Annotated in this window: 20 protein-coding genes; all 20 read left to right on the top strand. The window is 65.8% G+C overall.

Annotation, left to right across the window (positions count from 1 at the left end):
• Positions 1-100: 100 nt before the first annotated feature.
• The 20 genes from rpsJ to rpmD all read left to right on the top strand — a co-directional run bounded on the left by rpsJ (position 101) and on the right by rpmD (position 9,298).
• Positions 101-409: a 30S ribosomal protein S10 gene (gene rpsJ, locus ACF06X_RS16850; protein WP_003948644.1), complete on the top strand. Its 309-nt coding sequence runs from the start codon at positions 101-103 to the stop codon at positions 407-409.
• Between the two features lie 13 nt (positions 410-422).
• Positions 423-1,067 (top strand): 50S ribosomal protein L3, encoded by a 645-nt coding sequence (gene rplC, locus ACF06X_RS16845; RefSeq protein WP_158989417.1) that lies wholly within the window; start codon positions 423-425, stop codon positions 1,065-1,067.
• A gap of 7 nt (positions 1,068-1,074) precedes the next feature.
• Complete coding sequence (gene rplD, locus ACF06X_RS16840) at positions 1,075-1,725, top strand: 50S ribosomal protein L4 (protein ID WP_158989419.1); 651 nt, start codon at positions 1,075-1,077, stop codon at positions 1,723-1,725.
• Positions 1,725-2,048 carry a 50S ribosomal protein L23 gene (gene rplW / locus ACF06X_RS16835; protein ID WP_158989420.1) on the top strand — a complete coding sequence of 108 codons (324 nt, stop codon included), beginning with the start codon at positions 1,725-1,727 and terminating at the stop codon, positions 2,046-2,048. The genes rplD and rplW overlap by 1 nt, the downstream gene beginning before the upstream one ends.
• 40 nt (positions 2,049-2,088) lie before the next feature.
• The gene (gene rplB / locus ACF06X_RS16830; RefSeq protein WP_392288022.1) at positions 2,089-2,925 is read left to right on the top strand and encodes a 50S ribosomal protein L2; all 837 of its coding nucleotides are present in this window, start codon (positions 2,089-2,091) and stop codon (positions 2,923-2,925) included.
• 12 nt (positions 2,926-2,937) lie between these two features.
• The gene (rpsS, locus tag ACF06X_RS16825; protein ID WP_019888752.1) at positions 2,938-3,219 is read left to right on the top strand and encodes a 30S ribosomal protein S19; all 282 of its coding nucleotides are present in this window, start codon (positions 2,938-2,940) and stop codon (positions 3,217-3,219) included.
• Positions 3,220-3,261: 42 nt separating this feature from the next.
• On the top strand, positions 3,262-3,609 hold the full coding sequence (rplV, locus tag ACF06X_RS16820) for a 50S ribosomal protein L22 (protein WP_058848120.1): 348 nt from the start codon (positions 3,262-3,264) through the stop codon (positions 3,607-3,609).
• A complete protein-coding gene (gene rpsC / locus ACF06X_RS16815) occupies positions 3,609-4,457 on the top strand; it encodes a 30S ribosomal protein S3 (protein ID WP_017239578.1) in 849 nt (282 codons plus the stop codon). The genes rplV and rpsC overlap by 1 nt, the downstream gene beginning before the upstream one ends.
• Positions 4,458-4,462: 5 nt before the next feature.
• On the top strand, positions 4,463-4,882 hold the full coding sequence (rplP, locus tag ACF06X_RS16810; RefSeq protein ID WP_015035580.1) for a 50S ribosomal protein L16: 420 nt from the start codon (positions 4,463-4,465) through the stop codon (positions 4,880-4,882).
• On the top strand, positions 4,882-5,106 hold the full coding sequence (gene rpmC, locus ACF06X_RS16805) for a 50S ribosomal protein L29 (protein WP_030214018.1): 225 nt from the start codon (positions 4,882-4,884) through the stop codon (positions 5,104-5,106). Before rplP ends, rpmC begins: the two co-directional genes overlap by 1 nt.
• Positions 5,106-5,387, top strand: coding sequence for a 30S ribosomal protein S17 (gene rpsQ, locus ACF06X_RS16800; RefSeq protein ID WP_282694362.1), 282 nt, complete (start codon positions 5,106-5,108; stop codon positions 5,385-5,387). Before rpmC ends, rpsQ begins: the two co-directional genes overlap by 1 nt.
• 95 nt (positions 5,388-5,482) lie before the next feature.
• Entirely contained in the window at positions 5,483-5,851 is a 369-nt protein-coding gene (rplN, locus tag ACF06X_RS16795) for a 50S ribosomal protein L14 (RefSeq protein WP_003956455.1), read from the top strand.
• 2 nt (positions 5,852-5,853) lie between these two features.
• Positions 5,854-6,165, top strand: a complete 312-nt coding sequence (gene rplX / locus ACF06X_RS16790) for a 50S ribosomal protein L24 (protein ID WP_158989426.1) — start codon at positions 5,854-5,856, stop codon at positions 6,163-6,165.
• Positions 6,162-6,719: a 50S ribosomal protein L5 gene (rplE, locus tag ACF06X_RS16785; protein WP_215069857.1), complete on the top strand. Its 558-nt coding sequence runs from the start codon at positions 6,162-6,164 to the stop codon at positions 6,717-6,719. The genes rplX and rplE overlap by 4 nt, the downstream gene beginning before the upstream one ends.
• Before the next feature lie 5 nt (positions 6,720-6,724).
• Positions 6,725-6,910: a type Z 30S ribosomal protein S14 gene (locus ACF06X_RS16780; protein ID WP_003948630.1), complete on the top strand. Its 186-nt coding sequence runs from the start codon at positions 6,725-6,727 to the stop codon at positions 6,908-6,910.
• Between the two features lie 211 nt (positions 6,911-7,121).
• Entirely contained in the window at positions 7,122-7,520 is a 399-nt protein-coding gene (gene rpsH, locus ACF06X_RS16775; protein WP_158989430.1) for a 30S ribosomal protein S8, read from the top strand.
• Between the two features lie 21 nt (positions 7,521-7,541).
• The gene (gene rplF / locus ACF06X_RS16770; RefSeq protein WP_392288021.1) at positions 7,542-8,081 is read left to right on the top strand and encodes a 50S ribosomal protein L6; all 540 of its coding nucleotides are present in this window, start codon (positions 7,542-7,544) and stop codon (positions 8,079-8,081) included.
• A 3-nt stretch (positions 8,082-8,084) separates the two neighbouring features.
• Positions 8,085-8,468: a 50S ribosomal protein L18 gene (rplR, locus tag ACF06X_RS16765; protein WP_056651228.1), complete on the top strand. Its 384-nt coding sequence runs from the start codon at positions 8,085-8,087 to the stop codon at positions 8,466-8,468.
• 45 nt (positions 8,469-8,513) lie between these two features.
• Positions 8,514-9,116: a 30S ribosomal protein S5 gene (gene rpsE, locus ACF06X_RS16760; protein WP_017239585.1), complete on the top strand. Its 603-nt coding sequence runs from the start codon at positions 8,514-8,516 to the stop codon at positions 9,114-9,116.
• Positions 9,116-9,298 (top strand): 50S ribosomal protein L30, encoded by a 183-nt coding sequence (gene rpmD / locus ACF06X_RS16755; RefSeq protein ID WP_392288020.1) that lies wholly within the window; start codon positions 9,116-9,118, stop codon positions 9,296-9,298. The genes rpsE and rpmD overlap by 1 nt, the downstream gene beginning before the upstream one ends.

Here is a 9,298-nt window from a genome sequence, read left to right as displayed (position 1 = left end):
GTAGAGGGAGTGCGACACGCCCGACCGCGTGGGTCGGAGGAGGAGTCAAGAGAACCCCCGGGTTCCAGAGCGTTTCGAGAGACAGGACTACTGAGTAGCCATGGCGGGACAGAAGATCCGCATCCGGCTCAAGGCCTACGACCACGAGGTCATCGACTCCTCGGCGAAGAAGATCGTCGAGACGGTGACCCGCACTGGTGCGTCGGTCGCGGGCCCGGTGCCGCTGCCCACTGAGAAGAACGTGTACTGCGTCATCAAGTCGCCGCACAAGTACAAGGACTCGCGCGAGCACTTCGAGATGCGCACGCACAAGCGCCTCATCGACATCCTCGACCCCACGCCGAAGACGGTTGACTCGCTCATGCGCCTCGACCTCCCGGCAGGCGTCGACATCGAGATCAAGCTCTGAGGTGACGCGCGAGATGGCTAAGAACATTAAGGGCGTCCTGGGCGAGAAGCTCGGCATGACCCAGGTCTGGGACGAGAACAACCGGGTTGTCCCGGTGACCGTCGTCAAGGCCGGGCCCTGCGTCGTCACCCAGGTGCGCACCAACGACAACGACGGCTACGAGTCGGTCCAGATCGCCTTCGGCGAGATCGACCCGCGCAAGGTGAACAAGCCCCTCAAGGGCCACTTCGCCAAGGCCGACGTCACCCCGCGCCGCCACCTGGTGGAGCTGCGTACCGCTGACGCCAGCGAGTACACGCTCGGCCAGGAGATCACCGCCGCCGTGTTCGAGTCGGGCGTCAAGGTCGACGTCACCGGCAAGAGCAAGGGCAAGGGCTTCGCCGGTGTCATGAAGCGTCACAACTTCAAGGGCCTCGGCGCCGGTCACGGCACCCAGCGCAAGCACCGCTCGCCCGGTTCCATCGGTGGCTGCGCCACCCCGGGCCGCGTGTTCAAGGGCCTCCGCATGGCGGGCCGCATGGGCAACGAGCGGGTCACCACCCAGAACCTGACCGTCCACGCCGTTGACGCGGAGAAGGGTCTGCTGCTCATCAAGGGCGCGGTCCCCGGCCCGAACGGTGGCCTCGTCCTGGTCCGTACCGCGGCCAAGGGGGTTTGAGGAACCGATGAGCACCATTGACATCCTTTCGCCGGCAGGCGACAAGGCCGGGACCGTCGAGCTCCCCGCGGAGATCTTCGACGCGAAGACCAGCGTTCCGCTGATCCACCAGGTCGTCGTCGCCCAGCTGGCCGCTGCCCGTCAGGGCACGCACAAGACCAAGCGCCGCGGCGAAGTCCGCGGTGGTGGCAAGAAGCCTTACCGCCAGAAGGGCACCGGCCGCGCGCGCCAGGGTTCGACCCGTGCGCCGCAGTTCGCCGGCGGTGGCGTCGTCCACGGCCCCGTGCCGCGTGACTACTCGCAGCGCACCCCGAAGAAGATGAAGGCCGCCGCCCTGCGCGGTGCCCTCTCGGACCGGGCGCGCCACTCCCGCATCCACGTCGTCACCGGCGTGGTCGAGGGTGAGGTCTCCACCAAGGCCGCGAAGACGCTGTTCGGCAAGATCTCGGAGCGCAAGAACCTGCTCCTGGTCGTCGACCGCGCCGACGAGGCCGCGTGGCTCTCCGCCCGCAACCTGCCCCAGGTTCACATCCTGGAGCCGGGCCAGCTCAACACGTACGACGTGATCGTCTCCGACGACGTGGTCTTCACCAAGGCCGCCTTCGAGTCCTTCGTGTCTGGCCCCCAGACCGCTGAGACCGAAGGGAGCGAGGCCTGATGTCCGAGGCCACGATCACCAGCAAGACCTTCACGGACCCGCGCGACATCCTCGTCAAGCCGGTTGTCTCCGAGAAGAGCTACGCGCTGCTCGACGAGAACAAGTACACGTTCATCGTCGCGCCCGGATCCAACAAGACCCAGATCAAGCAGGCCGTCGAGGCGGTCTTCTCGGTCAAGGTCACCGGGGTCAACACGATCAACCGTCAGGGCAAGCGCAAGCGCACCCGCACCGGTTTCGGCAAGCGTGCCAACACCAAGCGCGCCATCGTGACCCTTGCCGAGGGCAACCGTATCGACATCTTCGGCGGTCCGACCGCCTAACGGCGGTCTGGATCGTCCGAAATCGGACGAGGACTGAGAAATGGGAATCCGCAAGTACAAGCCGACTACGCCGGGCCGCCGTGGCTCCTCCGTAGCCGACTTCGTCGAGATCACGCGGTCCACGCCGGAGAAGTCGCTGGTCCGCCCGCTGCACAGCAAGGGCGGCCGTAACAACACCGGTCGTGTGACCGTCCGTCACCAGGGCGGTGGCCACAAGCGTGCCTACCGTCTGATCGACTTCCGTCGCCACGACAAGGACGGCGTGCCGGCCAAGGTCGCTCACATCGAGTACGACCCGAACCGCACCGCGCGCATCGCGCTGCTCCACTACGCGGACGGCGAGAAGCGCTACATCATCGCCCCGAAGAACCTGTCGCAGGGTGACCGGGTCGAGAACGGCCCCGGCGCCGACATCAAGCCCGGCAACAACCTGGCCCTCCGCAACATCCCGGTCGGTACCACGATCCACGCGATCGAGCTCCGTCCCGGCGGTGGCGCCAAGTTCGCCCGTTCCGCGGGTGCCTCCGTGCAGCTGCTGGCGAAGGAGGGCTCGATGGCCCACCTTCGTATGCCGTCCGGTGAGATCCGTCTGGTCGACGTCCGCTGCCGCGCCACTGTTGGCGAGGTCGGCAACGCCGAGCAGTCGAACATCAACTGGGGCAAGGCCGGCCGCAAGCGCTGGCTGGGCGTTCGCCCGACCGTTCGCGGTGTGGCGATGAACCCGGTCGACCACCCGCACGGTGGTGGTGAGGGCAAGACCTCCGGTGGTCGCCACCCGGTCTCCCCGTGGGGTCAGAAGGAGGGTCGTACTCGCTCGCCGAAGAAGGCTTCGAGCAAGTACATCGTCCGCCGCCGCAAGACGAACAAGAAGCGCTAGGAGCGGGTTTAGATGCCGCGCAGTCTCAAGAAGGGGCCCTTCGTCGACGACCACCTCGTAAAGAAGGTGGACGCCCAGAACGAAGCCGGCACCAAGAACGTCATCAAGACCTGGTCCCGTCGCTCGATGATCATCCCGGCCATGCTCGGCCACACGATCGCGGTGCACAACGGCAAGACCCACATTCCGGTGTTTGTCACCGAGTCGATGGTCGGCCACAAGCTCGGCGAGTTCTCGCCGACGCGCACCTTCCGGGGTCACGTGAAGGACGACCGGAAGTCGAAGCGCCGCTAGTAGCGGGGTGGAATGACCATGACAGACACTGGAAGGACAACCATGGAAGCCAGGGCCCAGGCGCGGTACATCCGCGTCACGCCCATGAAGGCCCGCCGCGTGGTGGACCTTATCCGTGGCATGGACGCCACGGAGGCTCAGGCGGTCCTGCGTTTCGCCCCGCAGGCCGCGAGCGTGCCGGTTGGCAAGGTGCTGGACAGCGCCATCGCCAACGCTGCACACAACTACGACCACAGTGACGCCTCTTCGCTGTTCATCAGCGAGGCGTACGTGGATGAGGGCCCGACCCTGAAGCGGTTCCGTCCGCGTGCTCAGGGCCGTGCCTACCGGATCCGTAAGCGGACCAGCCACATCACCGTGGTCGTCAGCAGCAAGGAAGGAACCCGGTAATGGGCCAGAAGGTTAACCCGCATGGGTTCCGGCTCGGCATCACCACGGACTTCAAGTCCCGCTGGTACGCCGACAAGCTGTACAAGGACTACGTCAAGGAAGACGTCGCCATCCGTCGGATGATGACGTCCGGCATGGAGCGCGCCGGCATCTCGAAGGTTGAGATCGAGCGCACTCGTGACCGCGTGCGGGTGGACATCCACACCGCGCGTCCCGGCATCGTCATCGGCCGCCGTGGCGCCGAGGCCGACCGCATCCGCGGCGACCTCGAGAAGCTCACGGGCAAGCAGGTCCAGCTGAACATCCTCGAGGTCAAGAACCCCGAGATGGACGCTCAGCTGGTCGCCCAGGCCGTTGCCGAGCAGCTCTCCTCCCGCGTCTCCTTCCGTCGCGCCATGCGTAAGAGCATGCAGGGCACGATGAAGGCCGGCGCCAAGGGCATCAAGATCCAGTGCGGCGGTCGTCTCGGCGGCGCCGAGATGTCCCGCTCGGAGTTCTACCGCGAGGGCCGTGTGCCCCTGCACACGCTCCGCGCGAACGTCGACTACGGCTTCTTCGAGGCCAAGACCACCTTCGGTCGCATCGGCGTGAAGGTCTGGATCTACAAGGGCGACGTCAAGAACATCGCCGAGGTCCGCGCCGAGAACGCCGCGGCCCGTGCGGGTAACCGCCCGGCCCGTGGTGCCGGCGCTGGTGACCGTCCCGCCGGCCGTGGTGGCCGCGGTGGCGAGCGTGGCGGCCGCGGCCGCAAGCCGCAGCAGCAGTCCGCGCCGGCTGCGGAGGCCCCCAAGGCCGACGCTCCCGCCGCCGCTGCCGCTCCGGCTGAGAGCACCGGAACGGAGGCCTGACCGAAATGCTGATCCCCCGTAGGGTCAAGCACCGCAAGCAGCACCACCCGAAGCGCAGCGGTATGTCCAAGGGTGGTACGCAGGTTGCGTTCGGCGAGTACGGCATTCAGGCCCTCACTCCGGCGTACGTGACCAACCGCCAGATCGAGGCGGCCCGTATCGCGATGACCCGCCACATCAAGCGTGGCGGCAAGGTCTGGATCAACATCTACCCGGACCGCCCGCTGACCAAGAAGCCTGCCGAGACCCGCATGGGTTCCGGTAAGGGTTCGCCGGAGTGGTGGATCGCGAACGTCAAGCCCGGTCGGGTGATGTTCGAGCTGTCCTACCCGAACGAGAAGATCGCGCGCGAGGCCCTGACCCGTGCGGCCCACAAGCTGCCGATGAAGTGCAAGATCGTCAAGCGCGAGGCAGGTGAGCTGTGATGACTGCCGGTACCAAGGCGTCCGAGCTGCGCGAGCTGGGCAACGAGGAGCTTCTCAACAAGCTCCGCGAGGCCAAGGAAGAGCTGTTCAACCTCCGCTTCCAGGCGGCGACTGGCCAGCTCGAGAACCACGGGCGGCTCAAGTCCGTCCGCAAGGACATCGCGCGGATCTACACCCTGATGCGTGAGCGCGAGCTGGGCATCGAGACGGTGGAGAGCGCCTGATGAGCGAGAACAACGTGACTGAGAAGACCGAGCGCAACGCCCGCAAGGTCCGTGAGGGCCTGGTCGTCAGCGACAAGATGGACAAGACCGTCGTCGTCGCCGTCGAGGACCGCGTCAAGCACGCTCTGTACGGCAAGGTCATCCGCCGTACGAACAAGCTCAAGGCTCACGACGAGCAGAACGCTGCCGGCGTCGGCGACCGCGTCCTCCTGATGGAGACCCGGAAGCTGTCCGCCACGAAGCACTGGCGCGTCGTCGAGATCCTCGAGAAGGCCAAGTAATTACCTGAGGGGTTTCCCTCAGGTCAGTTCCGCCAGGCTCGGCAGGGGCACTCCGGTGCCCCTGCCGGGAACCGGCAGACAATCAGGAGATAGACGTGATCCAGCAGGAGTCGCGACTGCGTGTCGCCGACAACACTGGTGCCAAGGAGATCCTTTGCATCCGTGTTCTCGGTGGTTCCGGTCGCCGCTACGCGGGCATCGGTGACGTCATCGTCGCCACCGTCAAGGACGCGATCCCCGGTGGCAACGTGAAGAAGGGTGACGTCGTCAAGGCGGTCATCGTTCGCACCGTCAAGGAGCGCCGCCGCCAGGACGGCTCGTACATCCGCTTCGACGAGAACGCCGCTGTCATTCTCAAGAACGACGGCGACCCTCGCGGCACCCGTATCTTCGGCCCCGTGGGCCGTGAGCTGCGCGAGAAGAAGTTCATGAAGATCATCTCGCTCGCGCCGGAGGTGCTGTAAGCATGAAGATCAAGAAGGGCGACCTGGTCCAGGTCATCACCGGTAAGGACAAGGGCAAGCAGGGGAAGGTCATCGCGGCCTTCCCCCGCGAGGACCGTGTCCTGGTCGAGGGTGTCAACCGGGTCAAGAAGCACACCAAGGCCGGCCCGTCGCAGGCCGGTGGCATCGTCACGACCGAGGCCCCTGTCCACGTGAGCAACGTTCAGCTCGTCGTGGAGAAGGACGGCAACAAGGTCGTCACGCGTGTCGGTTACCGCTTCGACGACGAGGGCAACAAGATCCGCGTTGCCAAGCGGACGGGTGAGGACATCTGATGGCTACCACCACTCCGCGTCTCAAGACGAAGTACCGCGAGGAGATCGCGGGCAAGCTGCGTGAGGAGTTCTCCTACGAGAACGTCATGCAGATCCCCGGCCTCGTCAAGATCGTGGTCAACATGGGTGTGGGCGACGCCGCCCGCGACTCCAAGCTGATCGAGGGCGCCATCCGCGACCTCACCACGATCACCGGTCAGAAGCCGGCCGTCACCAAGGCCCGCAAGTCCATCGCGCAGTTCAAGCTGCGTGAGGGCCAGCCGATCGGTGCGCACGTCACCCTCCGTGGCGACCGCATGTGGGAGTTCCTCGACCGCACCCTGTCGCTCGCGCTTCCGCGCATCCGCGACTTCCGTGGTCTGTCCCCCAAGCAGTTCGACGGGCGTGGCAACTACACCTTCGGTCTCACGGAGCAGGTCATGTTCCACGAGATCGACCAGGACAAGATCGACCGTGTCCGGGGTATGGACATCACCGTGGTCACCACGGCGACCAACGACGCTGAGGGCCGCGCCCTTCTCCGTCACCTCGGCTTCCCGTTCAAGGAGGCGTAAGCGAGATGGCGAAGAAGGCTCTCATCGCGAAGGCTGCCCGCAAGCCCAAGTTCGGCGTGCGCGGCTACACGCGCTGCCAGCGCTGTGGTCGTCCCCACTCCGTGTACCGCAAGTTCGGCCTGTGCCGCGTGTGCCTTCGTGAGATGGCTCACCGTGGCGAGCTGCCGGGCGTGACCAAGAGCTCCTGGTAATCCCCGTACTTCTGGGATAACCGGAGTCTCTCGGTAAGCAGAGGGTTGGCAGAGGCCCACCCCTCCATGGCTTAGGCTAGGAGGGTTGGGCGTCTGCCGCCCGTACGACTTACTACGCCGTAGGTCCCCGCGCCGCACCCGTCCCGCCCCTGTGTGGGGAGAGGGATGGCGCATACAGGAAACCCCGGCGAGAGAGGCCGAAGGCCAATTCATGACCATGACTGATCCCATCGCAGACATGCTCACGCGTCTGCGTAACGCGAACTCGGCGTACCACGACTCCGTGTCGATGCCGCACAGCAAGATCAAGTCTCACATCGCGGAAATCCTCCAGCAGGAGGGCTTCATCACGGGCTGGAAGGTCGAGGACGCCGAGGTCGGCAAGAACCTCGTTCTCGAGCTCAAGTTCGGTCCGAACCGTGAGCGCTCCATCGCGGGCATCAAGCGGATCTCGAAGCCGGGCCTCCGGGTTTACGCGAAGTCCACCAACCTGCCGAAGGTCCTCGGCGGCCTGGGCGTGGCGATCATCTCCACGTCCCACGGTCTCCTGACCGGACAGCAGGCAGGCAAGAAGGGCGTAGGTGGGGAAGTCCTCGCCTACGTCTGGTAGTCGGGAACGGAGGAATAGCTAATGTCGCGTATTGGCAAGCTGCCTATCCAGGTTCCCGCCGGTGTGGACGTCACCATCGAGGGCCGCACGGTCACGGTCAAGGGTTCCAAGGGCACCCTGAGCCACACCGTCGCCGCGCCGATCGAGATCGTTAAGGGTGAGGACGGCGTTCTCAACGTCACCCGCCCGAACGACGAGCGTCAGAACAAGGCCCTCCACGGCCTGTCCCGCACGCTGGTGGCCAACATGATCACCGGTGTGACCCAGGGGTACATCAAGGCGCTCGAGATCAGCGGTGTCGGTTACCGCGTCGCCGCGAAGGGCTCCGCTCTGGAGTTCCAGCTCGGTTACAGCCACCCGATCCTGATCGAGGCGCCCGAGGGCATCTCGTTCAAGGTCGAGTCGCCGACCAAGTTCTCGGTCGAGGGCATCGACAAGCAGAAGGTCGGCGAGGTCGCCGCCAACATCCGCAAGCTTCGCAAGCCCGACCCCTACAAGGCCAAGGGCGTGAAGTATGCGGGTGAGGTCATCCGCCGCAAGGTCGGAAAGGCTGGTAAGTAAGCCATGGCATACGGTGTGAAGATCGCCAAGGGCGACGCCTACAAGGGCGCTGCCAAGAAGCGCCGCCACATCCGCATCCGCAAGAACGTGTCGGGTACGGCGGAGCGTCCGCGCCTCGTCGTGACGCGTTCCAACCGCGGTATCACCGCTCAGGTCATCGACGACCTCAAGGGTCACACCCTTGCGTCGGCGTCGACCCTGGACGCGTCGATCCGTGGCGGCGAGGGTGACAAGTCCGCGCAGGCCAAGCAGGTCGGATCCCTGGTCGCCGAGCGCGCCAAGGCCGCCGGCGTCGAGGCTGTCGTGTTCGACCGTGGTGGCAACAGGTACGCCGGGCGCATTGCCGCTCTGGCTGACGCCGCCCGCGAAGCCGGGCTGAAGTTCTAAGCCCCGGTTCCGGGACTAACGGACGTAACAGAGAGAGGTAATCCAATGGCTGGACCCCAGCGCCGCGGAAGCGGTGCCGGTGGCGGCGAGCGGCGGGACCGGAAGGGCCGCGACGGTGGCGCTGCCGCCGAGAAGACCGCGTACGTTGAGCGCGTTGTCGCGATCAACCGCGTCGCCAAGGTTGTGAAGGGTGGTCGTCGCTTCAGCTTCACCGCGCTGGTCGTGGTGGGCGACGGTGACGGCACCGTAGGTGTCGGTTACGGCAAGGCCAAGGAAGTTCCCGCGGCCATCGCCAAGGGTGTCGAGGAAGCCAAGAAGAACTTCTTCAAGGTTCCCCGCATCCAGGGCACCATCCCTCACCCGATCCAGGGCGAGAAGGCCGCGGGCGTCGTCCTGCTCAAGCCGGCTTCCCCCGGTACCGGTGTGATCGCCGGTGGCCCGGTGCGCGCCGTGCTCGAGTGCGCCGGCGTTCACGACATCCTGTCGAAGTCGCTCGGCTCCGACAACGCGATCAACATCGTGCACGCGACCGTGGCGGCCCTCAAGGGCCTGCAGCGTCCCGAGGAGATCGCGGCTCGCCGTGGTCTGCCCCTCGAGGACGTCGCCCCCGCGGCTCTGCTCCGTGCGCGTGCTGGGGCGGGTGCGTAATGGCTCGCCTCAAGGTCACGCAGACGAAGTCGTACATCGGTAGCAAGCAGAACCACCGCGACACCCTGCGTTCGCTCGGGCTCAAGCGCCTGGGCGACACGGTTGTCAAGGAGGACCGCCCCGAGTTCCGCGGAATGGTGCACACCGTCCGCCACCTCGTGACGGTTGAGGAGGTTGACTGA

Origin of the sequence: Streptomyces sp. NPDC015346, from assembly GCF_043078785.1 — a bacterium.
Lineage (GTDB): Bacteria > Actinomycetota > Actinomycetes > Streptomycetales > Streptomycetaceae > Streptomyces.
The sequence above is the reverse complement of the archived record's forward strand: the minus strand, read 5'-3'. Positions and strand labels throughout refer to the sequence as shown.

Coding starts and splice junctions, on each gene's coding strand:
- rpsH (WP_158989430.1), top strand. CDS start 7,122: ATGACCATGACTGATCCCATCGCAGACATGCTCACGCGTCTGCGTAAC.
- rpsS (WP_019888752.1), top strand. CDS start 2,938: ATGCCGCGCAGTCTCAAGAAGGGGCCCTTCGTCGACGACCACCTCGTA.
- rpsQ (WP_282694362.1), top strand. CDS start 5,106: ATGAGCGAGAACAACGTGACTGAGAAGACCGAGCGCAACGCCCGCAAG.
- rplD (WP_158989419.1), top strand. CDS start 1,075: ATGAGCACCATTGACATCCTTTCGCCGGCAGGCGACAAGGCCGGGACC.
- rplB (WP_392288022.1), top strand. CDS start 2,089: ATGGGAATCCGCAAGTACAAGCCGACTACGCCGGGCCGCCGTGGCTCC.
- rplV (WP_058848120.1), top strand. CDS start 3,262: ATGGAAGCCAGGGCCCAGGCGCGGTACATCCGCGTCACGCCCATGAAG.
- rplX (WP_158989426.1), top strand. CDS start 5,854: ATGAAGATCAAGAAGGGCGACCTGGTCCAGGTCATCACCGGTAAGGAC.
- rplR (WP_056651228.1), top strand. CDS start 8,085: ATGGCATACGGTGTGAAGATCGCCAAGGGCGACGCCTACAAGGGCGCT.
- rpmD (WP_392288020.1), top strand. CDS start 9,116: ATGGCTCGCCTCAAGGTCACGCAGACGAAGTCGTACATCGGTAGCAAG.
- rplP (WP_015035580.1), top strand. CDS start 4,463: ATGCTGATCCCCCGTAGGGTCAAGCACCGCAAGCAGCACCACCCGAAG.
- rpsJ (WP_003948644.1), top strand. CDS start 101: ATGGCGGGACAGAAGATCCGCATCCGGCTCAAGGCCTACGACCACGAG.
- rpmC (WP_030214018.1), top strand. CDS start 4,882: ATGACTGCCGGTACCAAGGCGTCCGAGCTGCGCGAGCTGGGCAACGAG.
- rpsE (WP_017239585.1), top strand. CDS start 8,514: ATGGCTGGACCCCAGCGCCGCGGAAGCGGTGCCGGTGGCGGCGAGCGG.
- rplF (WP_392288021.1), top strand. CDS start 7,542: ATGTCGCGTATTGGCAAGCTGCCTATCCAGGTTCCCGCCGGTGTGGAC.
- ACF06X_RS16780 (WP_003948630.1), top strand. CDS start 6,725: ATGGCGAAGAAGGCTCTCATCGCGAAGGCTGCCCGCAAGCCCAAGTTC.
- rplC (WP_158989417.1), top strand. CDS start 423: ATGGCTAAGAACATTAAGGGCGTCCTGGGCGAGAAGCTCGGCATGACC.
- rplW (WP_158989420.1), top strand. CDS start 1,725: ATGTCCGAGGCCACGATCACCAGCAAGACCTTCACGGACCCGCGCGAC.
- rpsC (WP_017239578.1), top strand. CDS start 3,609: ATGGGCCAGAAGGTTAACCCGCATGGGTTCCGGCTCGGCATCACCACG.